The organism is Streptomyces sp. NPDC058052 (genome assembly GCF_042885515.1).
Taxonomy (GTDB): domain Bacteria; phylum Actinomycetota; class Actinomycetes; order Streptomycetales; family Streptomycetaceae; genus Streptomyces.
The window spans coordinates 256,221-281,974 of record NZ_JBHVRX010000008.1; the positions used below are offsets into that span (position 1 = coordinate 256,221).

24 protein-coding genes, 1 tRNA gene and 1 pseudogene are annotated in these 25,754 nt (G+C 74.3%); 8 read left to right on the forward strand and 18 right to left on the reverse strand.

The features are described from left to right. Positions 1-58: 58 nt before the first annotated feature. The 3 genes from ACFVU3_RS14645 to ACFVU3_RS14655 form a co-directional block, all read right to left on the reverse strand. Positions 59-1,051: an ABC transporter substrate-binding protein gene (locus ACFVU3_RS14645; protein WP_390066244.1), complete on the reverse strand. Its 993-nt coding sequence runs from the start codon at positions 1,049-1,051 to the stop codon at positions 59-61. An 86-nt stretch (positions 1,052-1,137) separates the two neighbouring features. Continuing rightward, positions 1,138-1,932, reverse strand: a complete 795-nt coding sequence (locus tag ACFVU3_RS14650) for an ABC transporter ATP-binding protein (protein ID WP_390066245.1) — start codon at positions 1,930-1,932, stop codon at positions 1,138-1,140. Then, positions 1,929-2,708, reverse strand: a complete 780-nt coding sequence (locus ACFVU3_RS14655; RefSeq protein WP_390066246.1) for an ABC transporter permease — start codon at positions 2,706-2,708, stop codon at positions 1,929-1,931. The genes ACFVU3_RS14650 and ACFVU3_RS14655 overlap by 4 nt, the downstream gene beginning before the upstream one ends. 138 nt (positions 2,709-2,846) lie before the next feature. Here ACFVU3_RS14655 and ACFVU3_RS14660 point away from each other — a divergent pair, with 138 nt between their 5' ends. After that, positions 2,847-3,416 carry a helix-turn-helix domain-containing protein gene (locus tag ACFVU3_RS14660; protein WP_390066247.1) on the forward strand — a complete coding sequence of 190 codons (570 nt, stop codon included), beginning with the start codon at positions 2,847-2,849 and terminating at the stop codon, positions 3,414-3,416. A gap of 43 nt (positions 3,417-3,459) precedes the next feature. Here the strand turns inward: ACFVU3_RS14660 and ACFVU3_RS14665 are convergent, their stop codons facing one another. The 3 genes from ACFVU3_RS14665 to ACFVU3_RS14675 all read right to left on the reverse strand — a co-directional run bounded on the left by ACFVU3_RS14665 (position 3,460) and on the right by ACFVU3_RS14675 (position 7,795). Continuing rightward, positions 3,460-4,338, reverse strand: a complete 879-nt coding sequence (locus tag ACFVU3_RS14665; protein WP_390066248.1) for a DMT family transporter — start codon at positions 4,336-4,338, stop codon at positions 3,460-3,462. Positions 4,339-4,426: 88 nt separating this feature from the next. Continuing rightward, entirely contained in the window at positions 4,427-5,404 is a 978-nt protein-coding gene (locus ACFVU3_RS14670) for an alpha/beta hydrolase (RefSeq protein WP_390066249.1), read from the reverse strand. A 186-nt stretch (positions 5,405-5,590) separates the two neighbouring features. Then, positions 5,591-7,795, reverse strand: coding sequence for an FUSC family protein (locus ACFVU3_RS14675; RefSeq protein ID WP_390066250.1), 2,205 nt, complete (start codon positions 7,793-7,795; stop codon positions 5,591-5,593). A gap of 271 nt (positions 7,796-8,066) precedes the next feature. On the opposite strand from ACFVU3_RS14675, the gene ACFVU3_RS14680 reads away from it, so the two are divergent. Both ACFVU3_RS14680 and ACFVU3_RS14685 read left to right on the forward strand, forming a co-directional pair. Then, on the forward strand, positions 8,067-9,266 hold the full coding sequence (locus ACFVU3_RS14680; protein ID WP_390066251.1) for a cytochrome P450: 1,200 nt from the start codon (positions 8,067-8,069) through the stop codon (positions 9,264-9,266). Positions 9,267-9,316: 50 nt separating this feature from the next. After that, positions 9,317-9,520: a ferredoxin gene (locus tag ACFVU3_RS14685; RefSeq protein WP_390066252.1), complete on the forward strand. Its 204-nt coding sequence runs from the start codon at positions 9,317-9,319 to the stop codon at positions 9,518-9,520. A gap of 244 nt (positions 9,521-9,764) precedes the next feature. Here ACFVU3_RS14685 and ACFVU3_RS14690 read toward each other — a convergent pair whose 3' ends face one another. Beyond that, on the reverse strand, positions 9,765-10,139 hold the full coding sequence (locus ACFVU3_RS14690) for an FKBP-type peptidyl-prolyl cis-trans isomerase (RefSeq protein ID WP_390066253.1): 375 nt from the start codon (positions 10,137-10,139) through the stop codon (positions 9,765-9,767). 227 nt (positions 10,140-10,366) lie between these two features. Between ACFVU3_RS14690 and ACFVU3_RS14695 the strand changes: the two genes are divergently transcribed. Continuing rightward, positions 10,367-10,924, forward strand: a complete 558-nt coding sequence (locus ACFVU3_RS14695; protein ID WP_390066254.1) for a TetR/AcrR family transcriptional regulator — start codon at positions 10,367-10,369, stop codon at positions 10,922-10,924. 71 nt (positions 10,925-10,995) lie between these two features. Further along, positions 10,996-12,681, forward strand: coding sequence for an alpha/beta fold hydrolase (locus tag ACFVU3_RS14700; protein ID WP_390066255.1), 1,686 nt, complete (start codon positions 10,996-10,998; stop codon positions 12,679-12,681). A 97-nt stretch (positions 12,682-12,778) separates the two neighbouring features. Here the strand turns inward: ACFVU3_RS14700 and ACFVU3_RS14705 are convergent, their stop codons facing one another. The 10 genes and pseudogenes from ACFVU3_RS14705 to ACFVU3_RS14750 all read right to left on the reverse strand — a co-directional run bounded on the left by ACFVU3_RS14705 (position 12,779) and on the right by ACFVU3_RS14750 (position 22,904). Beyond that, complete coding sequence (locus tag ACFVU3_RS14705) at positions 12,779-14,233, reverse strand: amino acid permease (protein ID WP_390066256.1); 1,455 nt, start codon at positions 14,231-14,233, stop codon at positions 12,779-12,781. 122 nt (positions 14,234-14,355) lie between these two features. Next, positions 14,356-16,146 (reverse strand): LVIVD repeat-containing protein, encoded by a 1,791-nt coding sequence (locus ACFVU3_RS14710; protein WP_390066257.1) that lies wholly within the window; start codon positions 16,144-16,146, stop codon positions 14,356-14,358. Positions 16,147-16,218: 72 nt separating this feature from the next. Further along, the gene (gene kynU, locus ACFVU3_RS14715) at positions 16,219-17,463 is read right to left on the reverse strand and encodes a kynureninase (protein ID WP_390066258.1); all 1,245 of its coding nucleotides are present in this window, start codon (positions 17,461-17,463) and stop codon (positions 16,219-16,221) included. A gap of 65 nt (positions 17,464-17,528) precedes the next feature. Continuing rightward, positions 17,529-17,717 (reverse strand): annotated as a pseudogene (locus tag ACFVU3_RS14720) (4-hydroxy-2-oxovalerate aldolase); the annotation flags it as partial. A gap of 146 nt (positions 17,718-17,863) precedes the next feature. Beyond that, positions 17,864-18,886, reverse strand: coding sequence for an amidohydrolase family protein (locus ACFVU3_RS14725; protein WP_390066259.1), 1,023 nt, complete (start codon positions 18,884-18,886; stop codon positions 17,864-17,866). Then, complete coding sequence (locus tag ACFVU3_RS14730) at positions 18,883-19,455, reverse strand: 3-hydroxyanthranilate 3,4-dioxygenase (protein WP_390066260.1); 573 nt, start codon at positions 19,453-19,455, stop codon at positions 18,883-18,885. Before ACFVU3_RS14730 ends, ACFVU3_RS14725 begins: the two co-directional genes overlap by 4 nt. Then, complete coding sequence (locus ACFVU3_RS14735) at positions 19,452-19,871, reverse strand: RidA family protein (protein WP_390066261.1); 420 nt, start codon at positions 19,869-19,871, stop codon at positions 19,452-19,454. Before ACFVU3_RS14735 ends, ACFVU3_RS14730 begins: the two co-directional genes overlap by 4 nt. Next, on the reverse strand, positions 19,868-20,635 hold the full coding sequence (locus tag ACFVU3_RS14740; RefSeq protein ID WP_390066262.1) for a 2-keto-4-pentenoate hydratase: 768 nt from the start codon (positions 20,633-20,635) through the stop codon (positions 19,868-19,870). The genes ACFVU3_RS14735 and ACFVU3_RS14740 overlap by 4 nt, the downstream gene beginning before the upstream one ends. Continuing rightward, positions 20,632-21,471, reverse strand: a complete 840-nt coding sequence (locus tag ACFVU3_RS14745; RefSeq protein WP_390066263.1) for a 2-keto-4-pentenoate hydratase — start codon at positions 21,469-21,471, stop codon at positions 20,632-20,634. The genes ACFVU3_RS14740 and ACFVU3_RS14745 overlap by 4 nt, the downstream gene beginning before the upstream one ends. Before the next feature lie 17 nt (positions 21,472-21,488). Continuing rightward, positions 21,489-22,904: a 2-hydroxymuconic semialdehyde dehydrogenase gene (locus tag ACFVU3_RS14750; protein WP_390066264.1), complete on the reverse strand. Its 1,416-nt coding sequence runs from the start codon at positions 22,902-22,904 to the stop codon at positions 21,489-21,491. 219 nt (positions 22,905-23,123) lie between these two features. Here ACFVU3_RS14750 and ACFVU3_RS14755 point away from each other — a divergent pair, with 219 nt between their 5' ends. Continuing rightward, complete coding sequence (locus ACFVU3_RS14755; protein ID WP_390066265.1) at positions 23,124-24,104, forward strand: LysR substrate-binding domain-containing protein; 981 nt, start codon at positions 23,124-23,126, stop codon at positions 24,102-24,104. Positions 24,105-24,281: 177 nt separating this feature from the next. On the opposite strand, the gene ACFVU3_RS14760 is transcribed toward ACFVU3_RS14755, so the two are convergent. Beyond that, positions 24,282-24,375, reverse strand: a tRNA-OTHER gene (locus ACFVU3_RS14760). 265 nt (positions 24,376-24,640) lie between these two features. On the opposite strand from ACFVU3_RS14760, the gene ACFVU3_RS14765 reads away from it, so the two are divergent. Together ACFVU3_RS14765 and ACFVU3_RS14770 are read left to right on the forward strand one after the other, a co-directional pair. Next, positions 24,641-24,904: a hypothetical protein gene (locus ACFVU3_RS14765; RefSeq protein ID WP_390066266.1), complete on the forward strand. Its 264-nt coding sequence runs from the start codon at positions 24,641-24,643 to the stop codon at positions 24,902-24,904. 340 nt (positions 24,905-25,244) lie between these two features. After that, a complete protein-coding gene (locus tag ACFVU3_RS14770) occupies positions 25,245-25,673 on the forward strand; it encodes an STAS domain-containing protein (RefSeq protein ID WP_390066267.1) in 429 nt (142 codons plus the stop codon). The last annotated feature ends 81 nt before the right edge of the window (positions 25,674-25,754 follow it).

Consider the following 25,754-nt stretch of genomic DNA (forward strand, 5'->3'; position numbering starts at 1 on the left):
GGCGGAGGGCGGATGAGGGGCCGCGGGCGCGGCCGAGCGCGTCGGGATGCCGCGTGGCTCAGCGCACGGTGACGGCGGCCGGGTCCACGGCCTTCAGCGGCGCGGGGTCCAGGTGCCGCAGCAGCGTGGCGCGGTCGGCGGATCCGGGCAGCTTCTGGGCGGTCTTCGCCCAGGCGGCCTCCTCGGTCAGCTGGGCGAGCAGCTCGGGCGAGAGGGTGGCCCCGTACGCGTACCGGGGCTGGAAGGCGTCGACGTAGCCGGCCTGGAGTGCCCCCTTGGACTGCGCGAGGACGTCCTTCCGGGCGCCGGCCGGATCCGCGGCGAGGCGGCCTTCGGCCTTCCGGAGGGCGCGGAGCACGGCGGCCGTGGTCCTCTCGGTCGCCTCGGGGCCGGCGACGAGCAGCGTGCGGGCGGTGTATCCGGTGAAGGGGAGTTCGGCGTACCGGTCGCCGAGGGTGGTCCGGGTGGAGTCGTAGAAGCTGGGGAAGGTGACCCCGGCGTCGACGTCGCCGCGTGCGAGGGCCGAAGTGACCTGGTTCGGTGCGAGGTTGACGATGGTCACGTCCGCGGCGGTCAGCCCCGCGGAGGCCAGCATGCGCGAGAGCGCGTACTCGACGTTGGTCCCCTGCGGAACGCCGACCTTGCGGCCCTTCAGGGCGGCGAACCCGGTGATCCCGTGGTCGGTGCGGGTCAGCAGGCGCCAGTCGGAGAACCGGGACAGGTCGGCGACGACGCGCAGTTCGCGCCCGCCCAGGGCGGCCGTGACGGCGGGCAGGTCGCCGACGACGCCGAGCTGCGCCTGCCCGCCGAGCACGGCGTTGAGCGCGTCCCGGCCGGTCGGCTGGGTGGTCACGGCGGCGTCGATGCCCTCACCGGCCCACAGCCCCCGCTCCTGAGCCACATGGACGGGCGCACCGCCGAGATGGTCGCTGGTGGCGAGGGAGACGGTGTCCCGGCCGCCGGAGGGCTCGGGGTCCGCGGCGCAGCCCGAGGCGAGGGCGCCGGCGAGCACCACCGACAGGAGGGCGGCCACGGTGCGGGGTCTGGGCATGATGCGGTCCTTCCGGGGACGGAGAAGAGCGAAGCGGGACGACGGGAAAGGCAGGAGGAGGGAGGGGCGGGAGGGACGCGGGGGTACTACTCCGGGCCGAGCTGGCGCGCGATCAGCGACCGCAGCCCGGGCGCGGGGCCGGCGGCGGTCCCGCCGGACGGCAGGTGCGCGGCTTCCGCCCGCACCGGGGCCACGGGGGGCTCCGACGCCATGGGGGTGCCTTCCGGCACCGTGTGGTCGGCGAGCACCCGCCCGGGGCTGCCGCCGAGCACGACGACGCGCTCGGCGAGGGCCAGGGCTTCGTCGATGTCGTGGGTGACGAAGAGGACGGTGGTGCCGCGCCGCCGCCACAGCTCGCGCAGCAGGGTCTGCATCCGGGCCCGGGTGAGGGCGTCCAGCGCGCCGAAGGGCTCGTCCATGAGCAGAACCTCGGGCTCGGCGGCCAGGGCGCGGGCCAGCGCGACGCGCTGCTGCATGCCGCCGGAGAGCTGTGCCGGGTACTTCTCGGAGCCGTCCGCGAGCCCGACCTCGGCCAGCGCCTCCAGGGCGCGACGCCGTCGCTCCGCGCGCGGGAGCCCCAGGCGCTTGAGGGCGAACTCGACGTTGCCGCGGGCCGTGCGCCAGGGGTAGAGGGCGTAGTGCTGGAAGACGACTCCCCGGTCGGGCCCGGGGCCGCGCACCGGTGCGGCTCCGGCCGTCACCCGCCCCTCCGAGGGGCGTACGAATCCGGCGACAAGGTTCAGCACGGTGGACTTGCCGCATCCGCTGGGGCCCAGCAGGGCCGTGAACGAACCGGCGGGCAGGTCGAGGTCGATCGGGTCCAGGACGCGGGCGGTGCCGTAGCGGACCGCCGCGCCCTCCAGGCGTACGTCCTTGCTCATGCGGCGCTCCAGTGCACGACCCGCCGGCCGAGCGCGGCGAGGAGGAGGTCGACGGCGACGCCGAGCAGCCCGAGCACCAGCAGCCCCGCGAACATCCGGTCGACCCGGAGGAACTGCCCGTCCACCTGGAGGCGGTACGCCAACCCGCTGTCGGCCCCTCCCAGTTCCGCGGCCACGAGGGCCAGCAGGGCGACGGAGGCCCCGTACCGCAGGGCGGCGAGGAGGGCGGGGGCGGCGGCCGGCAGCAGCACCTCGGTGAACCTGCGGTGCAGCGGGGCGCCGAGCGTCCGGGCGGCCCGCAGGTGGGACACGGGGACGCGGGACACGCCGTCGTGGACGTACAGCCAGACGGCGAGGAGCACGGCGTAGGCGATGAGCAGCCGCTTCGCGGTCTCGCCGATGCCGAACCAGGCGGTGGCGAGCGGCACGAGGGCGATGGCGGGGATGGGCCGCAGGAAGGAGACGACCGGCGTGACGGCGGCCGACAGTCCCGGGAGGTACCCGGTGGCGAAGCCGAGGGCGCCTCCGGCGACGGCGCCGAGCGCGAAGCCCTGTCCGGCGCGGGCCAGGCTGACCCCGAGGTCGGCGGCGAGCAGTCCGCTGCGCGCGCTGTCGGCGAGTGCGGCGGCGGTCTGGGCGGGCGTGGGCAGCAGGCCCGGGGCCACCGCCCCGGACCGGGCGAGGAGGTACCAGAGCGTGAGCACGGCACCGGCGGCGCCGAGGGCGGGCACGAGCCTGCCGCGGGCCCGGCCGGGTGGTGAGGGGGTGACGCGCACGGGGCAGCTCCTTGTTCAGCCACACATCTTCATAAGCAGGGTCAATAATTGACGACGCTTATGAAGGGGGTGTTGCGGCGGCATGAAACGTCAGCGGCCCTCCCGGCCCCCCGCGCCCGATGAGGTACGTTCACCTGCGTGTCTCGACCCGAACCCACGCCCGAGGCCATCGAGGTCGGCCGGGTGGTCCGGAACTGCCGCAAGCAGCGCGGCGTCTCCATGGCCGTCCTCGCCGCCCGTTCCGGCCTCTCCCAGCCCTTCCTCAGCCAGCTCGAACGGGGCCTCACCACCCCCAGTCTCAGCTCGATCTACCGGATCGCCGAGGCCCTGGACGTCACCCCCGGCACCTTCCTCCGCCCGCCGGCCCGCCCCGGCACCGTGACCCACGAGGCCGACCCCCAGGTCATCCGCGTCAGCGAGACCGCCGGCCAGATCGCCCAGGTCCTCATCCCCGGCGGCCGCAGCACCCTGATGGAGGCGTACGAGCACCACTTCGAACCCGGCCTCGGCGAACGCGGCTGGTTCGAGCACCCCGGCGAGGACTTCCTCTACGTCCTGGAGGGCGAGATCGTCCTGGAGGTGGAGGGCGAACCCCCGCTCACCCTCACGGCGGGCCAGAGCGCCCACCACCGGGGCGAAGTCCCCCACCGCTGCCGCCTGACGGGCTCCGCCCCCGCCCGCACCCTCCTGGTGATCGCCAACGCCTGACGAGCTCGCGGGCGGTGAGCGGTACGACGCCGGGCCCGGACCGTCAGCCGCCCGCGGTTCGGGCCGGAGCGGGGGCCGGCTCACGGAGGTGGACCACGGCGCGGGAGAGGGCGAGGACACCGGCGACGATCAGCGCCGCGCCCGCGGCCTCCGGCAGGAGGTACCAGCCCGTGCGGATCGTCTCCTGGAAGAGGAAGACGCCGATCAGAAGACTGACGACGGCGTCGCCGATGGTGAGCGCGGGCTGTGAGGCCGCGAGGGATCCGGCCTGCAGGGCGTTCTCCAGCAGCAGCACGGCGGCCACCCCGGTGACGGCGAACCCGTACGTCTGCCAGCTGGTGAGGAACGCGGTGGGGCCATGCTCGGAGAACACCCCGGTGGAGGACTTCAGCAGCGCCGCCGTCAGGGCGTTGGCGATGGCCGCCGCCGTGCCGAGGCAGACCGCCCGGCCGAGCGAGGCGCGGCGCCGGGCCACGAGCACCGCGACGCCGATCGCGCCGAGGCAGGCCGTCAGCACGACGGCCCACCGGGTCATCGGCGCGTCGGTGGCGGCCCCTGTCGGCGCGGCCGCGCCCAGGAGCAGGGCCAGACCGGCCACCACGCCCGCCACCGCCCACCAGCCGGCGGCGGGCAGCCGCCGGTGCAGGAGAGGCACCGCGATGACGAGAGCGAACGGGAGCTCCAGCACGAACACGGGCTGGACCAGGGACAGGGGTCCGAAAGACAGGGCCAGGGCCTGGAAGAGCGCCGCGCCGATGACGCCGGCGATGCCGATCAGCCACACGGGACGGCGCGCCAGGGTGAGGATCAGCCGCAGGCCACCGCCCTGGGGGACGGTGGCGGCCGCCTTCCGCTGGAACACGGTGCCGGTGGCGTTGCTGGCCGCCCCGAGGACGGCGAAGACGACGGCGAGGAAGAGCACACCGGCCACACTGCCCCGCCCGGAGCGGGTCCATGACCGGCCTCGGCGGGGAGAGGGCCGAACGGACGCACGGACCGCCCGGCGGAGATCAGCTCCCGTGGAGCGCGTCGTGCAACGCGGTGACGGCGAGCCGGCGGGCCACGTTCGCCGCGCGGGTGTCGCGGAGGCTGTCCAGGAGCAGGAAGTCGTGGACCATGCCGGCCACCCGGACCGAGGTCACGTCGACACCGGCCTCGCGGAGCTTGTTGGCGTACATCTCGCCCTCGTCGCGCAGGACGTCGGCCTCGTCGGTGATGACCAGGGTGGTGGGCAGGCCCCGGAGCTGTTCGAGCGTCGACCGCAGCGGGGAGGCGTAGTGCTGCCTCCGCTCGGCGGGGTCGGTCGTGTACGCGTCCCAGAACCACTTCATGCCGTCGCGGGTCAGGTAGTACCCCTCCGCGAACTGCAGGTAGGACGGCGTGTCGAAGTCGGCGTCGGTCACCGGGTAGAGCAGTACCTGGGCCTTCAGGCCGAGGCCGTCCTCACGCTCCTTGTTCATCAGCGCGAAGACGGCGGACATGCAGCCGCCGACCGACTCACCGGTGACCGCCACCCGTGAGACGTCCATCCCGTGGTCCGCGCCCTTCTTCCGCACCCACTGGCCCACCGCGTAGTTCTGCTCGACCTGCGTCGGGTACTTCGCCTCCGGCGCGCGGTCGTACACCGGGAAGACGCCCACCGCCCCGGCTCCGACGACGAGTTCGCGAAAGAGCCGGTCGTGGGTCCTGTCGTCGCCGAAGACCCATCCCGCCCCGTGGATGTAGAAGACCACGGGCAGCGGACCCGTGACGCCCTTCGGCCGGATGACACGGGTGCGCACCGTGCCCCACTCCCCCGCGTCCACGTCGACCCACTCCTCGTCGACCTCCGGCCGCGGCACGCCCTCGCCGCTCTGGAGACCGGCGAGGATGTCCCTGCCCTGCTCCGGCGGGACCTCGTAGATCCGCGGGTGCGGGTCGGTCGCCTCGGCGAGCTCCTTCGCGGCGGGCTCCAGGAAAGGCGTGACGGGCGGGGGAAGCTGCGTCATGGACACTCCAGTGTGTGGTGCCCCGGGCCGAGGCGCGATCCCCCCTGGTGATCTCCCCGGGTTCCATGGTGCCCGCTCCTAGCGGCGCCGCAACCGGCCGTCCGCCCCCGCCCCCGGCTCACCCATCCGTCCCCGCCCCGCTTCCGTCTCAGTTCCGGCCGCCCGCCCCCGCCCCGCTTCCGGCCGTCACCCTCGCTCCGTGGTGGTGTCCGCGGCCCCCGGCTCTCCCGCGAGGCGCACCAGATCCGCCGTCAGCGAGGCCAGCCACGACATGGTCGCGTAGTACGCGTGCGGGGCGCCCGGCGGGGCGTCGGTGAAGAGGCCGGGGTGCGTGGGGCCGGGGAGCGGGAGCGGTGTCTCCGCGGTGTCACCGGTGGGGTCCGTGCGGGCGGAGGTCAGCAGCATCCGGGCCGCGACCCGGTCGCCCGCGCGGACGACGGACGCGGCCGCCCGCCTGCCCAGCGGGGGAACCTCGACCGGCTCCGGGGGCACGAGCAGTCGGTCGGCGCCCCAGAGCGTGTGGTGTCCTGCGATGAGCGCGGCCTGCCAGTCCTGGCCGGCGGGCGGCGTATCCGGGCCGGCCGGCTCGCTCCGGTACTGGGCGTACGCCGACTCCGCCATGACCAGGGCGTGCTGGAGCGACCGGCTGCCGGGCGCGGTGAGCACCGGTGCGCGCCGGCCGCCCGCCGCGACCCGGTCCGTCGTGGCCACGACGATCTCCGCGGCGATCCGCAGCAGCACCGCGACCGAGCGCCGCAGCTCGTCGTGGGCGCCGCGCGGCCAGGCCAGCAGTCCGAACACCGCTCCGATCGCGCTGCCCGTGACCACGTCGAGCAGCCGGAACTCGGCGAGCTGCCAGGTGGCCGGCGCCAGCTGGGCGAAGACCAGGGCGACCACGACCGTGAACAACGCCTGGGACCAGCCGACGCCCTTCACCGGCCCCAGGGTGAAGGTGACGAGCATCAACGGAGGCAGAGCCACCGCGTACACCTCGATGTCGGTCCCGACCAGCGCCAGCAGGGAGGCCGCGACGAGCGCGCCGGCGAGGGTGCCGGTGAGCGCCCTCCGTACCGTCGTCCGGGTCTCCCGCACCGTCGTGCGCGTCAGCGTCAGGGTGGCCAGGAGGACCCAGAAGCCGTGCGGGAGCGTGTCGATGCCGGCGATCAGCCGGGCCGCGGCCAGGGCGAGGCTGATGCGTACGGCGTTCTGGAAGAACACCGACCGGCCGCCCACGTGGCCCGACAGGCGCCGCCACCACAACTGCGGGGCCCGCATCCCCGCGTACCAGAACCGGCCGGGCACCGGCGTGGCGGCGGCCCGGCCCCGCACGGCGAGGTCGGCCGCGGTGGACACCGCGAGCGCCGCGTCCGTCACCTCCAGGAGCGCGGCGGTGCGGCGCTGCGCGGCGGGCAGGGCGTCCTCGGCCGTGGTCAGCGCCCGGCGGACCTGCCGCAGACGGGCGTGGGCCCGGCCGTCCGGGGTTCCGCCCCGCAGCCGGGCGGCGGTCTCCTTCGCCGCCTCCGCGACCGCCCGCAGCGCGTCCGGGTCCTCCGTCGCGTCCGCCGCGACCACCTCGACCGCCACGCCTGGCGCACCCGCCTCCGGTCCGGCACCGGCGGAGCAATCCGGCCCCTCCGCGGGCGGTGGCAGTGCCGCCAGCCGGCCGAGCAGGGTGCGCGCGGCCAGGCCCGTGTGGGCCAGCGCCCGCTGGCGCAGACCGGCTCCGGCCGGCCGTTCCGCCTCCGGGACCTGGGAGGAGCGGAGTTCCGTGCTGAGCGTGCGGGCCGTACCGCGCAGGGCTTCCGGAAGGGTGTACGGCGCCGAGCGCAGCCGCTCCGCGCAGCGCGCCGCGCCGTCGGCGGCCCGGGCGGCCCGTTCGCGGTAGGGCAGCGCGGCGGGCTCGGGCAGCAGCGTCAGCTCCGCGACGATCAGCAGGGCGATCCCGAGCGTCGCCCCCACCAGCCGTTCGCCCAGCGAACCGGGGGCGTACGGCGGGAACGACGGCAGGATGTACATCAGATGCAGGCCCGTGGCGGCGCCCGCGAACCTTGGTCCTCCGACCGCCATGAAGGCGAGCGCGAACCCGACGACCAGCATGCCGACGACGGCGCTCCAGGTCCGCACGGACAGGTAGGTGCCCAGCGTGATCAGCGCCCAGCACACCGGCACGGCGCCGAGCAGCAGTGCGGCCCGCTGGCGCCCGGAGCCGGGGAGGTGCGACAGCCCGGCCATGGCGATCGCGCCGAACAGGGCGTACGTCGCGCCGACCGGCCGGCCGAAGCCGTAGAGGAGGACGTAGAACCCGGCCGACGCGGCGATCGTGACCCGCAGCGCCCTCCGCCCCGCCGTCCGGTAGGCGGTCGAGGGCCGTCGCGGGAACGCGCCAGCCATGCCCCCAGGATCCCCCGGCCCGGCGCGCCCTGCGCGACGGAGCGGGGTCGCGGCGGCGTGCGGGCGGCCGCGGTCCGCCGGGGCGGGCCGCGCCCCGCCGTCGCGCGCCCGGCCGTCGCGCGCGGGCGCCGTCGCACGCCGCCCGGGGGAACGGTGCCACCCGTTCCGGCGGATTGGCCGAACTCCGCGTAGACCGGATAGATGCCTGAGGCATGTAGTGGAGGTGGCGCCCCCGCCGGAGCCAACGACCCGACGTCTGCGAGGTTCCCAGATGACGACCACGGACGAAGCCGTCGCCTTTCCCCAGAGCCGATCCTGCCCCTACCACCCGCCGGCCGCCTACGACCCCCTGCGCGAGGACCGCCCCCTCTCCCGGGTCACTCTCTGGGACGGCCGGGAGGTGTGGTTCGTCACCGGCCACCGGACCGCCCGGGCCCTGCTGGCCGACCAGCGCCTGTCCACCGACTCCACCCGCCCCGACTTCCCGATCCCCACGGAACGCGCGCGAGCCATCCGCAGCCGCCGGCGTGCCGCGCTCCTCGGCTGGGACGATCCCGAGCACAACGTCCAGCGGAGGATGCTGATCCCGAGCTTCTCCCTGAAGCGCACGGACGGCATGCGTCCCCGGATCCAGGCGACCGTGGACAGGCTGCTCGACGCCATGGAGGCCGCCGGTCCGCCGGCCGAGCTGGTGAGCGCGTTCGCGCTGCCGGTGCCCTCGATCGTCATCTGCGACCTGCTGGGCGTGCCGTACGAGGACCACGACTTCTTCGAAGAGCAGTCCCGCCGGCTGCTCCGCGGTCCGGCGGGCGAGGACATCGAGGACGCGCTCGCCCAGCTGGAGGGCTATCTCGGCGACCTCATCGACGGCAAGCGCACCCGGCCGGGCGAAGGCGTCCTGGACGACCTGGTCGCCCGGCAGCAGCGGGAGGGCGGTCCCGACCGCGAGGAGCTGGTGCAGCTGGCGACGATCCTGCTCGTCGCGGGGCACGAGACCACCGCGAACATGATCTCCCTGGGGGCGTACACGCTGCTGCGCCACCCCGAGCGGCTCGCCCAGCTCCGCGCGGATCCCGGGCTTCTGCCCATCGCCGTGGAGGAGCTCCTGCGGTTCCTGTCGATCGCGGACGGGATGCTGCGCGTGGCCCGCGAGGACGTGGAGACCGACGGGGTGGTCATCCGCGCGGGTGACGGGGTGGTGTTCTCCACCTCCCTCATCAACCGCGACGGCTCGGTCTACGCCGACCCCGACGCACTCGACTGGGAACGCACGGCCCGGCACCACGTCGCCTTCGGCTTCGGCATCCACCAGTGCCTCGGCCAGAACCTGGCACGCGCGGAGCTGGAGATCGCCCTCGGCACGCTGCTGCGGCGGCTGCCGGGACTGCGGCTGGCGGCGCCCGCCGAGGAGATCCCGTTCAAGCCCGGCGACACGATCCAGGGCATGCTCGAACTCCCCGTCTCCTGGTGAGCGCCCCGGCGCGGCCCGCCCCCGGCTCCACGACGAAGGGAACCCCACCGGTGCGCATCGCCATCGACCCCGACCTCTGCATGGGAGCGGGCCAGTGCGCCCTGGTCTCCCCCGACGTCTTCACCCAGGACGACGACGGCTTCGGCGCCGTCCTGCCCGGCCGCGAGGACGGAGCGGGAGCGACGCTGGTGCGCGAGGCCGCCCGCGCCTGTCCCGTCCGGGCGATCAGCCTGGGGGACGGGCCGGCGGGGTGAGGAACGGCGCGAGCGGGTGCGGCCGGACTGCGCCGAGCAGTCCGGCCGCCACCCGGCCCCTGTCCGTTCCGGTGCGATCCGCCCGGGGATCCGGCCTTCCAAGGACGGTGCCGGTCTCGCCGTCGACGCGGTCCTCCGTCGCCTCGCCGCGGGCGGGGCACCAGGGATGCTCCCGTGGCGGAGGGCGGATTCCCCGCTGCCCACGAGGACCTGGGGACCCGCCCCGGAGGGCGCGGCCGGGGCGTCAGCCGACCGCGAGGAGGTCGACCACGAAGACCAGGGTCTCGCCCGGCTTGATGGCCGGCGACGGCGAGCGGTCGCCGTAGGCCAGGTGGGGCGGGATGACCAGCTTCCGCCGGCCACCGACCTTCATGCCCCGCACCCCCATCTCCCAGCCCTTGATGACCTGTCCCCCGCCCAGGGTGAACGCGAAGGGCTCACCGCGGTTCCACGAGGCGTCGAACTCCTCGCCGGTGGAGTGGGCCACTCCGAGGTAGTGCACCGACACCACGGATCCCTTGGTGGCCTCGGCCCCGTCTCCGACCGTCACGTCCTCGATGTGCAGGTAGGGGGACGGACGACCCCGAGGGAAATCGATCTCCGGTCGCTCCAGGGCCATCACGCGCTCCTCGCTCTCATCGCCGGCCGACCTGCCGTCGGCCGACATGCCTGAGTGATCACTCTCGCACGCCGCCCGCCACGACCGTGACGGAACCCTCGCCCGGGGAATCAGGCGCACACCCTCGCGGACGGACGCGGAGGGCACCCGTTACCGCGGGTGCGTCGCCCGCATCGGCGGGTGCCTCACGATGGCGAGAATATGTAGATCGGTCTACAGTGGCACTCATGGGACTGAAGGGCGCCGAGACGCGGGACCGACTGCTGGACGCGACGCAGGAGTTGATCGAGACCGGGGGGTACCTCGGCGCCGGGCTCAACCAGGTGATCGCGGCCAGTGGCGCGCCACGCGGTTCGCTGTACTTCCACTTCCCCGGCGGCAAGGACCAGTTGGTCGGCGAGTCCGTCCGGCGGGCCGGCCGCGTGATCGGCGGCGACCTGGAGACCCTCGCGGACACCAGCACCTCGGTGGCGGAGTTCGTCGGGGCGGTCCTGCGCCACCTGGGCGAGCGGCTGGAGGAGTCGGGATGGCGCAAGGGGTGCCCGGTGGCCACGGTCGCACTGGAGACGGCCAGCACCAACGACCCGCTGCAGCAGGCGTGCTCGGAGGTGTACACCTCATGGGAGGGGGCTCTGCGCGCACGGCTGGCGGGACACCCTGACGCCGACGACCTCGCGGTCACCATCCTGGCCCTCGCCGAGGGCGCGCTCCTGCTGGCCCGGACGCACCGCAGCAAGGAGCCTCTGGACAGGGTCGCCCGCCAGATCGGCGCCCTGGTCGGCTGACACGGCCCGCCGTCACCGGCGGGCTTTTCACTGCCCCAAAAATATGTAGACCGATCTATTCGAGGAGTTCCATGGACGCGATCGTCTTCGGCGCAACCGGCTTCATCGGCCGCTCCCTCGTCGCCGAACTGCTCACCCGGGGCCAGCGCGTGGCGGCGGCCGTACGCGACGACACCCTCACCCCCTGGCTGACGTCCCAGGGCGTCGACATCCACGAGCTCCGGATCGTCACCGCCGACATCACCCGGCCGCTGACGGAACTGCCCGACGTCCGGGACGTCTACAACGCCGCCGGCCGCTTCGCCTTCGGGCTCGGCGAACGCGAGGCGCGGTCGGTCAACGTCACCGGTGCGCTCAACGTCCTCGAATGGGCCGCCACGCTGCCCCGGCTGCGCAGGCTCGTGCACATCAGCGGGTACCGGGTGAGTTCCGCCGACGGCCACCCCGACTACGCCCGCCTGGGAGCCTACGAGGCGTCGAAGTCCGAGGCCGATCTCGCGGTACGGGCCCGGGCCGAGGACCTGTCGGTCCCCCTGACCATCGCCAATCCCAGCACCGTGATCGGCCCTGGCCAGTACGTCGGGCTGGCCACCCTCGTCGAGGACCTGTGGAACGGCCGGCTCCCCGTGCTGCCCGGCGGCTCCGACACCTTCCTGCCGATCACGACCATCGACCACCTCGTACGGTTCCTGGCGGAGATCCCCGCGTCGCCCGCGGGCGAGCACTACTGGGTGCTCGACGACGACACCCCCCTCCTGCCCGACCTGATCGGCACGATGGCCGCCCACATGGGTGTACGGGCACCCCGCCGGACCATCCCCGCGAGCGTGCTCCGGCGGCTGCCGCGACGCCTGACCGGTGCCGACCCCGAGACGCTGTCGTTCCTGTCGGCCGACCGCTACCCGACGGCCTCCGCCCACGCCTTCGCCGCGAGCACCAGACTGGAGATGCCTCCGGCGGCCGACGCCCTGCGCGCCTGGGCCGACGACCTGGTGGCCGCCCGCTTCGGCTCCGCCTCGCCCTGGCAGCGCCCGTACGGCTTCCACACCGTCGCGGGCGGTCCGACCTGGGTGACCGGCGACCGGCATCACCCCTCCCACGTCCTGCTGCACGGCCTGCCGATGAACGCCGACCTCTGGGCGCCCCTCGCCGCCCGCCTTCCCGGCCCGGTCCTCGCCCCCGACCTTCCCGGCCTCGGACGCTCGGCCCCCTCGGCGCAGCCGGTCGACGCGTGGCTGGCCGATCTGATGGGCCCGGTGCGGACCCGCCCCGTGCTGGTCGCGCACTCCCTTGCCTGCGGGCCCGCCCTCCGCTACGCCACCGACCACCCGGACCGCGTCGGCGGACTTGTCCTGGTCTCCCCGGCGTTCCTGCAGGCGCCCGCCTCACGCTTCTCCCGCTCGCCCCTGGCCGCGCCGATCCTGCGCCGCATGCCGGCCCCTCGACTGGCCCGGACGCTCGGCGTCCCCGAAGGACCGGAGGTACGGAGCGCCGCGGCCGATCTGCGGCGTCCCGGCGTGGCTCGGCGCGTCGCCGCGTCCCTGCGCGCGGCCGACGCCGAGCGCGGGCGGTGGCGGACGCTGTCGGCCCGGGTGGACGTCCCGGTCCGGATCGTCGTCGGCTCGGAGGACCCCCTGGTCGAGCCCGTCGGCCTACCGGTCACCGAGATCCCGGGGGCCGGCCACTACCCCCAACTGACCCACCCCACCCAGCTCGCCCACCACCTCGCCCCGGCCCACATGCCGACCGGCAGCTGACACCGGCGCGGGCTGGTCTGTCGCCCTGCGTCGTGCTCAAGGCCCAGGGGCCGTGCCGCGTCGGTGCGGTACGGCCCCTGGGCGGTGGGAGCGCGGGTCACGGGCGGCGGCGCCGGGCCGTCAGGGCGTAACAGGCGAGGAGGACGACGGTGAAGGCGAGGCCGATGCCGGCGGCCTGCCGCATGTCGGGTACCTCCACCGCCGTCGCCGCCACCGCGAGGACCCCGACCGTGGCGACGATCGCGAGCTTGTCGCCGCCGGGGACGCTGAAGCCGGTGAACTCCTCCGGGTGCGCGTTCCGGTGGCGACGGAAGGCGACGTACGAGGCGAGGATCAGCAGCCACACAAGGAGCACCGCGAAGATCGCGATCGACATCAGGATGCCGAAGAGGCCGCTGACGTCGTAGAAGGCGAGCAGCGCCGCCACCGCGATGCCCAGGGTGGACGCGGCGAGGGCGGCCGCGGGGACGCCGCGCCGGCTGAGCCGGGCCAGGGGGGCGGGGGCGAGGCCGTCGCCGCCGAGGGAGTGGAGCAGCCGGGAGGCGCCGTACAGGTGCGCGTTGGCGGCGGACATGGCGGCGATGAGGACGACCGCGTTGGTGACGGTCGCCGCTGCCGGCACGCCGACCTCGGTGAAGACGCGGACGAACGGGCTCGACTCGACGCTGCCGTCGCCGCCGGCCAGGGTCCGCCACGGGATGAGGGCGAGGACGAGGGTGATGGAGAGCAGGTAGAAGAAGGCGAGGCGCCAGGCCAGCTGGCGCATGGCGGTGCGGATGGTGCGCTGCGGGTCGGCCGCCTCGGCGGAGGCGATGGCGACGACCTCGAAGCCGGCGTAGGCGAACATCACGATCGACATGGCCAGCCAGATGGAGCTCGCCCCGTGCGGGAGGAAACCGCCGTCACCGGTGAGGTGCGCGAAGCCGGTGGCCTCGGTGTCCGGCAGGCCGAAGACGACGAGCAGGGCGGCGCAGAGGATGAAGGCGCAGAGCGCGACGACCTTGACGGTGGAGAGCCAGAACTCGGTGGTGCCGAAGGACTTCACACTGATGACGTTGACGGCGAGGACCACCGCCGCGATGACGAGGATGGCCGCCGACATCGGGACCTCGGGCCACCACCAGCGGATGTAGAGCGCGGAGGCGACGACCTCGGTGCCGATGACGACGACGGCGCTGAACCAGTACAGCCAGCGGCTGAGGAAGCCGGCCCAGGGGCCGAGGTAGCGGTGGGCGACGGTGCCGAACGAGCCCTGGACGGGGTGGGCGGCGGACATCTCGCCGAGCAGGACGGCGATGATCGCGACGAGCACCGCGCCGATGACGTACGAGACGATGACGGCGGGTCCGGCGACGGATATCGCGGATCCGGAGCCGAGGAAGAGGCCGGTGCCGAGCGCGGAGCCCAGCCCGATCATGGTGGTCTGGCGGTGGGTGAGGGAGCGGACCAGGCCACCCTCGCCTCCGGGCGCCGGTCTGGCGCCCGCGTCGGCGTCGGTTCCGCCGCCGTCGGCGGGCGGGGCGGGGGGTGCGGATTCGCTGGATGCGGTCATGGCGGTGTGACCCTTCTGCGCGGGGAGGGCGGGGATCGGGGAGGGACGGGGGGCGTCCCCGGTGGCGCTGCTCAGAACCCTGGGGATCGGAGAGCGAGGAGGAACGCCCCCAGGGGCGCTGCTCAGAACTCGCTGGTGCGGAACGGCTTCGCGGGGGCGTCGAGATCGGGCTTGCCGAGGACCTTCGACGAGAGGGCGTAGATGCCGTGGTTGGTCAGCGCCCAGGCGATGTTGCGGTCCCACTCGACGTAGACGCCGTGGGTCTGGTTGCCGTACGCGTACTCTGCGGTGTCCCGGCCGTACGCCTTGGGGACGAAGTACGCGGAGATCTCCGGGGCGGCCGGGTCGGAGACGTCGAAGAACTGGACGCCGGCGTTGTAGAACCCGTAGCCGAGGAGTCCGGCGTCGTGCTGGCCCGGGTTGGTGTAGTAGCCGGTGCGCTTGGGGCCGAAGCTGCCGCGCCGCTGGCAGTAGTCGGTGAGGCCGGACGCCTTCGGCGGGACGGGGCGGGGCAGGGTTCCGACGACGCGCGGCCGGGCGGGGTCGCGGACGTCGATCTGGTAGACGTCCTTGTAGGGCTCGTAACAGTCCTCGGTCAGCGGGTAGCCGGAGTAGTAGATCATCCCGGTCTTCTCGTACTGGGAGACGTCGATGTTGTCGCCCTCGGTGCCCGCGACCGAGGCGGGCAGGTCGAGGTGGCCGACGGTCCGCATGTGCGCGGGGTCGGAGACGTCGAGCACCGTGAGGCCGTACCCGCCCATCGCGGCGAAGGCGTAACGCCCGCCCTTCTCCACGGGCTTGGGGAGGAAGAGCGGCATCCGGGCGCCCATCCAGCTGGTGCGGTTGCCGCAGCGCGGGTTCTTCCGGTAGGCGGCGTCCTCGTCGGTGCGCTGGCCCGGCAGGTGCCAGGTGCCGAGGAGCCTGGGGTGGGCAGGGTCGGACATGTCCCAGGACTGGTAGCCGGCCGAGTGCAGGTTGGTCGGGTACTCGGTGCCGGAGTAGGTGTCGTCGGGGGCCGTGGCGATGAACATGTATTTGTCGCCGGTCCAGTACGGCACGTCGATGGAGCCGGAGCCCTGCTGGGCGGCGGCGGGGTCGCTGCGCAGCGCGTCCTTCTGGGTGGCGTCGGTGGAGACGGTCGCGAGGAGCTTCCAGTCCTTCTTGCGCGGGCCGTCGAGGCGGTAGACCTTGAACCCCTTGAGGCCGGGCTTGGCGCGCAGCTTCCGGACGCCGTCGGGGTTGTTGTACTTGTCGAGCGGTGGGTGGTCGGAGAGTTCGGAGATCTGCCGCTTGCTCTCGAAGCTCTGCACCATGACGTACGCGCCGAGCTTGCGGTTCCACTGGATGGTGGAGGCGCCCCAGTAGTCGTGCGCGGCCCAGTCTCCGTTGGCGCGGGTCTCGTCGCCGTCGACGTCCTCACGGCTCAGCGTCTCGACGACCTTGACCTTCTTGACGTCGGTGATGTCGTAGACGCGGCCCTCGGAGCGGTCGTACTGGAAGAGGTAGCGGCGGCCGTGGAAGTCGACGACGTTCTGCCAGGTGTGGAAGTAGTCGGGGGTGAAGTCGGTTCCCTCGTAGGCGGCTTCGACCTTCATGTTCTTGATGTACGCGCGGGTGTCGTACTGGTCGGCGCGCCCGGGGAAGGGGTGGTCGGACTCCTCGTCGACCGGGGTGAGGGAGGGGTGGCGGAACGTGCCGTCGAGCTGCATCCCGTACGCGCCGGGGTCGGCCGGCTCTGGCCGGCGGTCGGCGCAGACGTCCCGGACGTCCGGGTCGCCGGCGGTGGCGGTGGCGGCCGTGGCCGCGGTCGCGGTGGTGCCGGCGGTGGCGGAGACTCCGGGGGCGAGCAGTGTGGCGGTGGCGGCGGCCGCGACGACGGTGGCGAGCACCGTGTTCCTGCGGGTGAGACGCATGGACGTTCCTCTCGGGGGCTGCGGGGGAAGCGGGGGCGGGGGTGGCCGACGGATGCCGAGGGGGCGGGGCTGTCAGGTGACGGTGGGACGCGCCCGGAACTCGGGGGCCCGGTGGGCGCCGGTGACCGCGATGTCGCGGAGCTCGCGCACCGCGCGCAGGACGTCCGCGTGGGTGACGTAGAGGGCGTTGAAGCCGAAGCGGAGCAGGTCGGGGGCGCGCATGTCGCCGATGACGCCGCGGGCGGTGAGCGCGGCGACGAGGGGGTACGCCTCGGGGTGGCGCAGCGCGACCTGGCTGCCGCGCCGGCCGGGGTCGCGCGGGGTGGCCGGGGTGAAGCCGAGGCCGTCGAGGAGGGTGTCGGCGCACTCCTGGAAGAAGCCGGTGAGGGAGAGGCTCTTCTCCCGGACGGTCTTCATCTCGACGCCGTCGAAGGCGGTGAGCGCGGCCTCCAGGGCGAGCAGGGAGAGCAGGGCGGGGGTGCCGACGCGGGCCCGGGTGATGTCCGCGGCCGGGGTGTACGTGCCCGACATGGCGAACGGCTCGGCGTGTCCGTGCCAGCCGGTGAGGGGGTGGTCGAAGGCGGACTGGTGGCGGCGGGCCACGTACGCGAAGGCGGGGGCACCGGGTCCGCCCGACAGGTACTTGTAGCCGCAGCCGACGGCGAAGTCGGCCTCGATCGCGTCGAGTTCGACGGGGAGGGCGCCGGCCGCGTGGCAGAGGTCCCAGTGCGTCAGGGCGCCGGCGGCGTGGGCGGCGGCGGTGAGCGCGGCCATGTCGTGGAGTTCGCCGGTGCGGTAGTCGACGGGGGCGTACGCGGCGACGGCGACGTTCCCGCCCTCGGCGGCGAGCACGGCGGCGGCGTCGCGGGCCGGGACGCGGCGCACGTCGAGGCCGAGGAGCCGGCCGACGGAGTCGGCGATGTACTGGTCGGTCGGGAAGTGGTCGGGGTCGGTGAGGAGCAGGCGGCGGCCGGGGCGGAGCCGGGCGGCGGCGAGGAGGGTGTTGAAGAGCTGGACGCTGGTGGAGTCACCGGCGACGACCTGGCCGGGGGCGGCGCCGACCAGCCGGCCGATGGCGTCGCCGGTGCGGACGGGAGCGTCCCACCAGCCGTTGGCGTTCCAGGATCGGATGAGGTCGGTCCCCCACTGGCGGTGGACGGCGTCCTCGACGACGGCGGGGACGGCGGCGGGCAGGGCGCCGAGGGAGTTGCCGTCGAGGTAGACGACGTCGTCGGGGAGGAGGAAGCGGTCCCGGACGTCGGCGAGCGGGTCGGCGGCGTCCAGGGCGGCGGCGCGTGCGGTGAGGTCGTGCGTCATGCGAGGGCTCCGGGTGCGGAGGGGACGGGGGTGCCGATGGCGTCGGTGATGTCGGTGGAGGGGGCGGCACCGGCGCCCTGTCCGGCGAGGGAGGCGTCGACGCCGCGGGCGCCGGCCTCGACGGCGACGATGCTGTTGGCGATGCCCAGGCCGAGGTGGTGGTGGGCGTGGATGCCGATCTCGGTGGCCGGGGCGAGGACGGCGCGGACCCGGTCACGGACGCCGTCCATGGTGAGCCGGCCGTCCGAGGTGGTGGGGACCCCGAGCCGGCGGGCCCGGGCGAGTCCTTCCGAGGCGGGGTCGACGCCGGCCATGGCGGCGGCGGTGACGTGCCCCTCACCCCGGATGATCTTGATGAGGAGGTCGGTGCCGATGTTGCCCGATCCGATGACGGCTGCCTTCACCGCGCGGCCTCCTTGAGCCTCGGGGTCAGTCCGAAGAAGCGGACGGCGTTGCCGCCGAGGACGGCGGCCCGTTCCTGGGGGGTGAGGTCGCTCTCGCGGACGAGCCGGCCGATGGCCTCCTCCCCGAGCGGGAAGGGGTGGTCCGAGCCGAGGAGCACCCGCTCCGCGCCCATCACGTCGACGAGGAGCCGCAGCGCGCGCGGGTCGAAGACCGCGGAGTCGACGGAGAAGCGGTCGGTGTACGCGGACGGCGGCCGGGGGCTGTCGGCACGGACGATGTCCCGGCGGTGCCACGCGTTGTCGGCCCGGCCCAGCAGGTACGGGAAGCTGCCGCCACCGTGCGCGAAGAGCAGCCGCAGCGAGGCCGGGAGCCGCTCGAAGGCGCCGGAGAGGATGAGCGAGAGGATCGTCAGGTGGGTCTCTCCGGCCATGCCGGCCAGCCAGGCCAGCATGTACCGGGCGTGGCGGGGTCCGGAGGGCAGGTCCCACGGGTGGACGAGGACGGCCGCGTCCTCGTGCGCGCAGTGCGCCAGGAACTCCACGAGCGCGCCGTCGTCGAGGTCGCGGTCGCCGAGGTGGTTGCCGATGTGGACGCCGTGGAACCCCTGCCGCATCGCCTCGGTGACGGCCTCGCAGGCGGCCTCGGTGTCCTGGAGGGGGACCTGACAGAGCGGGGCGAGCCGGTCGGGGGCGTGGGCGGCGTACGCGAGGAGGTGGGCGTTGACGGTGCGGCACCAGTCGGCGGCCCGGTCGGGTTCGAGTCCGTAGCCGAAGAGCAGCGGGGTGCTGGAGAGCACCTGGGCGTCGACGCCGAGCCGGTCGAGGTCGGCGACGCGTTCGGCCGGGTCCCACAGGGTGCGGCGCACCGGGCGGTACTCGGCGGCGCCGGCCATCATCATCCCGGCGCCGGGTCCGTCGGTGGTGCGCAGCCAGGGCGCGTCGTCGCTGCCGGTGATGCGGCGCGCCTCGGCGCGGCCGATCTCGGGGAAGACGTGGGCGTGGATGTCGACGACGGTCATGCGCCGTCCGCCCCGTCGCGGCGGGTGCGGGGGCGGAGCTCCTCGGGCCAGTCCTTGCCGGGGTGGAGGGCGCCGCAGTGGCCGCAGGTGCGGGCGGCCTCGTCAGCGTAGAAGGCGCTGAAGACGGGCGGCAGGTCGTCGACGATGGAGGTGAGCTGGACCTCGCTGCGGTGGACGAGGTGGTGGCACGCGACGCAGTACCACTCGAAGGCGTCGCGGTGGCCCTGGGGGCGGGCGAACTCGACGACGAGGCCGATGCTGTCCTCCTCGGGGCGCTGTGGGGAGTGCCGGAGGTGGGCGGGGGCGAGGAAGACGTCGCCCTCGCGGATGTGGAGGTCGCGCGGCGGGCTGCCCTCCTCCTCCATGACACGCAGGACCATGTCGCCCTTGAGCTGGTAGAAGAACTCCTCGATGGGGTCGTCGTGGAAGTCGGTGCGGCGGTTGGGGCCGCCGACGACCGTCACCATCAGGTCGGCGTCCTGCCAGATCTGCACGTTGCCGACGGGCGGCTTGAGCAGGTGGCGGTGCTCCTCGATCCACGCCTGGAGGTTGAACGGTCTGAGGTTCATCGGTGCGTGTCCTTGTCGTGCGGGAGGTGGGCCACCGCGCTGATCTCGATCAGCAGGTGGGGGTGGGGCAGCTGGTGGACGGCGACGGTGGTCCGGGTCGGTCCGGTCTCGTCGAAGTACTCGCCGTAGACCTCGTTGTAGCCGCCGAAGTCGTTCATGCTGACGAGGTAGGCGGTGACCGACACCAGGTCGCGGAGGCTTCCGCCGGTGGCGGCGAGCAGATCGCCGATGGTGTCGAGGACGGCCCGGGTCTGGGCGCGGATGTCGAGATCGGTGACGCCCATCGGGTCGGCGCTCGCGCCGGCGAAGGTGCCGTCGGGGCGGCGGGAGCTGGTGCCGGAGACGAAGACCAGGTCGCCCGCGCGCCGCAGGTGCGGGAAGCGGCCGCGCGGCGGGGCCGCGCCGGGGACGATCACTTCGCCTCCCCGGTGGTGAGGTGGACCGCGCCGAGCCGGGCGACGGTGGCCCGCACGTGGGTGCCGGGCGGGAGCGGTACGGCGGCGGTCGCCGCGCCGGCGAGGATCACCGTCCCGGCGGGGAGCGGGCCGGCGAGCCGGGCCGCGGCGGCGAGGGCGCGCAGCGGGTCGCCGAGGATCGCGGCGGTGGAGCCGGTCTCGGCGGGGCGGCCGTCGAGTTCGAGGACGACGCCGAGGTTGGCGAGGGCGCGGAGGCCGCCGAGGGTCTCGGGCCGGGTCCAGGGGCCGGTGGCGTATGCGGCGGCGGAGGTGTTGTCGGCGATGACCTCGGGCAGCGAGAAGCGGAAGCCGTCGTAGCGGGAGTCGATGACCTCCAGGGCCGGGGCGACGCCCGCGACCGCGGCGGCCGGGTCACCGCCGGGGACGAGTTCCGCCCCGAGGAGGAAGGCGATCTCGGGTTCGACGCGCGGGTGGATGAGGCCGGCGGTGTCGAGGCGTCCGCCGTCCGGGATCTCCATCCGGTCGGTGAGCCGTCCGTGGATGAGGTCGGCGACGCCTATCTGGCGCATCTTGGCGAGGCTGGTGAAGCCGAGCTTGACGCCAGTGGGCCGTTCGCCGCGGGCGAGCCGGAGGGCGACCAGCGCCTCCTGGACGGCGTAGGCCGCGTCGGTGTCGGCCGCGGCGAGGCCGGTGGTGCCACCGGGGAGCGGGCGGGCGTCGCGGGCGGCGGCGTCGAGCCGTTCGGCGAGTGCGGTCGGGTTCATCGGGCGTCTCCTTCGGGGCCGGCGGGGCCGAAGGCCGCGCGCACCGAGCCGAGTCCGTCGATGCGGGCCTCCAGGACGTCGCCGGGGGCCACTTCGGCCATGGGGCCGAGCGCGCCGGTCAGGACGGTGTCCCCGGCGCGCAGCGGCCGGCCGAGGCGGACGAGGGTGTCGGCGAGCCAGACGGCGGCGTGCAGCGGGTTGCCGAGGCAGGCGACGCCCGCGCCGGTCGAGACGGGTTCACCGCGGCGTTCCAGGACCATCCCCGCGGTCCGCAGGTCGAGGTCGCGCAGGAGCACGGGGCGGGTGCCGAGGACGTAGGCGCCGCTGGAGGCGTTGTCGGCGACCGTGTCGACGGCGGTGATGTCCCAGTCGCGGACGCGGCTGCCGACGATCTCGACCGCGGGCAGCGCGAAGGCGGTCGCCCGGAGCACGTCGGCGACGGTGTGCCGCTCGTGGCCGAGGTCGTGCCCCAGGACGAGGGCCACCTCGGCCTCGGCCTTCGGCTGGAGGACCGCGCCCCAGGGCAGCTCCGCGCCGTCGGGGACGGCGGTGCCGTCGAGGAGGGCACCGAAGTCGGGCGTTTCGACGCCGAGTTGCCGCTGGACGGCGGCCGAGGTGAGTCCGACCTTCCAGCCGGTGATCCGGCGGCCCTCGGCGAGCCGGCGCCCGGTGAGGAGGGCCTGGACGGCGTAGGCGGCGTCGAGGTCCCCGGGCGGCAGGAGGTCACGCACCGGGTCGCAGGGGACGCCGGCCCGGCGGGCCCGGTCGAGGCGGTCGGCGGCGGCCGTCACCGCCTCGGTCGCGTGCGGGATCGTCGTCCCGTGGGTCGTCGTCACAGCTTCACGCACACGCGTCACAGCTTCACGCACACATTCATCGGTTCGGAGAAGAAGTCCAGCGAGTGGTCGCCGCCCTCGCGCCCGATGCCGGACGCCTTCACCCCTCCGAAGGGGGTGCGCAGGTCGCGCAGGTTCCAGGTGTTGACCCAGGCGATGCCGACGTCGAGGGCCGGGGCGACGCGGTGGGCCCGGCGCACGTCACGGGTCCAGACGGTGGCGGCGAGCCCGTACGGACCGGCGTTGGCGAGGGCGAGCGCCTCCTCCTCGGTGTCGAACGGCGCCAGGTGCACGACGGGGCCGAAGATCTCGTCGCGAACCGCCGGGTGGTCCTCGGGGAGCCCGGTGAGCACGGTGGGTTCGACCCAGAAGCCGCCGTCGCGGGCGTCGCCGAAGTGCGGGACTCCCCCGCCGGCGAGCACCTGGCCGTCGGCGGCGGCCCGTTCGAGATGGCCGCGGACCTTGTCGCGGTGGGCGGCGGAGATCATCGGGCCGTAGCCGGTGAGCTCCTTCGCCCCGGCGGCGAGGGCGGCCGCGAACGCGTCGAGGACCGGCCTCTCGACGTACACGCGCTCGGTGCAGAGGCAGACCTGGCCGCTGTGGGTGAAGGAGGAGCGGAGAGTTCCCGCCACGGCCTCGTCGAGGTCGGCGTCGGCGAAGACGAGCCCGGCGTTCTTGCCGCCGAGTTCGAAGGAGACCGGTGCCAGCCGCGCCGCCGCCGCCCGCATGATCGTCGTCCCGGTGCGGGACTCGCCGGTGAAGGCGACCGCGTCCACGCCGGGGTGCTCGGTCAGCCACTGGCCGGCGGCGTCCGCGCCCCGTCCGTGCACGAGGTTGAAGACACCCGCCGGGACCTCCGCCTCCGCCATGACCTCGGCGAGCAGGCAGGCGGTGCCGGGGGTGAGTTCGGACGGCTTGGCGACGACGGCGTTGCCGGCGGCCAGGGCCGGTGCGACCTTCCAGGTGAGGAGCAGCAGCGGGAGGTTCCACGGCGAGATGACCGCGACGACGCCGAGCGGCTTGTGCACCGTGTAGTTCAGCGCGCCGCGCCCGTCGGGGGTCGGCGTGTTCCAGGCGCGCTCGTGGCGGCCGGTCAGGAGGTCGGCGTAGGCGCGGAAGTTGGCGATCGCGCGCGGGATGTCGACCGTCGAGGCCAGCTCGCGGGGCTTGCCGGTGTCGGCGCACTCGGCGGCGGTGAACTCCTCGGAGCGCCGCTCGATGCCGTCGGCGATCCGGTGCAGCAGCCGCGACCGCTCCGCCGGGCTCCACGCGGCCCACGGCCCGCGCAGCACCGCACGGGCCGCGCCCACCGCCCGGTCGACCAGCTCCCGGGACGCCTCCGGCACCTCGCCGACGACGCGCCCGGTGACCGGGTCGACCAGCGGGAACGGCACGCCGGACGCGTCGAACCCGCCTCCTACGTAATGCCGCACGGGTGAACTCACTGTGCAGACCTCCCTTGCTGAGCCGGGGACTGTCCGAAACTCGCCCCCGGGGCGTGCCGGTATAGTGCGCCCACTCAGCTATGCCGATCCAATGCCGATCGACGAGAGAGGTATAGCGAACCTGGTATGTCAGGGGGTGGCGGGCGTCCGGAGGCACCGGCGCCGGGCCCTTCCGCCCCGCGCGTCCCCCGGAAGGAGCCCTGGGCGATGGACCTCCTGGACGGCCGGCTGAAGTTCCGGCACCTGACCCTGCTGATCGCGGTGTACGAGCACGGGAGCGTCGTCCGCGCCGCCGAATCGCTGCACCTCACCCAGCCCGCCGCGACCCGCACCCTGCGCGAGCTGGAGGCGGTCGCGGAGCTGCCGCTCTTCACCCGCGTCCCGCGCGGCATGCTCCCCACCGTCTACGGCGAGGCGCTCGTCGGCCACGCCCGCGCGGTCGTGGCCGAGGTGCGGCGCGCCGAGGAGCACCTCACCGGACTGCGGCAGGGCCGGGACGGGACGGTCACCGTCGGCACCCTGCTCGCCGGGGCGAACGTCCTGCTCCCCCGCGCCGTCGCCCGGCTGAAGCGCGAGCGCCCCCGGCTCACCGTCGTGGTCCGGGAGGGCACTCCGGACGTCCTCCACCCCGCGCTGCTCGGCGGCGAGCTCGACGTGATCGTCGGGCGGGTGGGAGCCGTTTCGGGCGATGGCGAGGGGGGTGAGCGGGTCCGCCAGCGCATGCTCTACCGCGAACCCATCCGCCTCGCGGTACGGGCCGGGCACCCGCTGCTGGAGGGGGCGCGGCAGAGCGGCGGGGGCGGTCCGGAGGTCACGCTCACCGACGCCCTCGGCCACCCCTGGATCCTGCCCGTCGAACAGACCGCCCTGCGGCAGGAGCTGGCCGCCCTCTTCGTCGACCGGGGCCTCTCGCTCCCCGCCGACCGGGTCGAGTGCACGTCCATCCTGACGATGCGGGCGCTGCTGCTCCAGACCGACATGGTGGCGCTCCTGCCCGAGCTGGTCCTCCGCGACGACGAGCACCTCGCCGCCCTGCCCGTCGAGCTCCCCTCCGTCGGACGCACGGTAGGCGTCACCGAGGCCGCCCACCGCACCCGTACCCCCGCCCTGGAGGCACTCCTCCGCCACCTCGACGAGGAGGCGGCCCTGCTCCGCGCCACTCTGACGGGAGGGGGGCGGACCGAGTGAAGCGGCGCCCGTGCGTCACGGTCCCAGCGACGCCCGCCGGTGGCCGGTCGGTGTCGTCGCGGACCACGCCGACCGTGACAGCAGACGGACGAAGCCCGCTCCGGAAGTCGCCGAGACGTCTTCCGGAGCGGGCTTGGCCGCCGGGAGATCGTCCCCCGGAGCTCTTGCGTTCCTCTGCGGAGAGGGCAGGATTCGAACCTGCGCGGGCCCGATGGACCCGACCGTGGAGCCTGAGCTCCGGTCCCCGATAAACCACTCCGGGCACCTCTCCAGAAGCCACCCGGTGCGTCCGCCGGGCTTGTTCCTGAGAACAACCTTCGCAGACGCCACTGACACGGCCCTTACGTGCCACTGACGCGTTGCTCACACCCTGCCGGAGCACTCCTCCGGCACCCGCCGCGCGATGCTCCGGTCCCCCCTGCCGCACCCTGGACCACGACGACCGGCACCCGCTCCGCGCATCGATGTCAGACCCGCGTCCTACCGTCGAATCGAGGGCCCGGACCGGCCGGGCCACCACCGCGCGGGAGACCGCCATGGGCACCCTTTCCATCCCCTCCGCCGACGTCCACCGCCTGCTCACCGACAGCGCGCGCGGCAGCGCCACCTCCTACCAGCGGGCCTTCACCGACATAGCGGCCACACACCACGGCCGGCCCGCCGCCGAGATCCTGCCGCTCCTGCGCGCGGCCGCCGACGTCGCCCTCCTCGGCTTCACCCGTGCCGACCTCGAAGACCAGGCGGCAGCCATCAGCCACGGCGCCCGGTACGAGCTGCGGGTACGCATCACCGACCGCTGACCGCCTCGCCTCGCCTCGCCTCGCCTCGCCTCGGCGGGAGCTCGGGGGTTCGGCGCCGCCGGCTGGGCCCGGGTCCCGATCAGCACCCGCCGGCAGCTCCCGGAACGCGACCCGCGGGCGCCCACGGCCACGCGTGCCGATGCCTCGGCCCCCCTGCCCGCACGGCGGATCCCATGGGGGGAGAATTTCCCTCTTTTCGGGGATCGTTGCTGGTCAGTTGGGGTGAACGGAGGACTGGGGGCGTGCCTGGCGATGGGCGGACGGCGTTGGGGTGGGCGTGAGTACCGCAAGCACAGCTCCGATACTGACCGTTCTTCTCGACACCCCCGCCCCTCCTGTCGTGCACGACTCGGGCGCGGACGCCGCGCCCGGCGAGATAGTCGTCGTCTCCTGCACCACCCTCGGCAGCACCCTGGTCGTCCACCTCGCCGGCGAGGTCGACTGTCACAGCGTCGGCCCGCTACGGGCCCTGATGGCCTCGGCGGCCGACCACGGTTGCACCGGACTCGTCCTGGACACGGCCCAGGTCACCTTCTGTGACTCCGCGCTCCTCAACGCTCTGGACTGGTGGCCGCACCGCGGTCGACGGCTCAGGCTCGCGAACCGCTCCAGAGCCGTCGAGCACCTGCTGCGCGCCGCCGCCCAGGGACGGCAGCGGCCGGAGCGGTCCGTCTCCCCCGACAAGAATCCACGCGGCCGGCCGCGGGGCCTCGCCCCGACGCGTCTCAGCGACCCCACGGCGGGCTTCTGGACCGCCCGCGAGCGGTAGCCCGTCCCCGACGAACAGCGGAAGAGGGGGTGGTGGGGGGGGGGGGGCAATGCCGCCCCCCCCCCCCCCCCCCCCCGGACC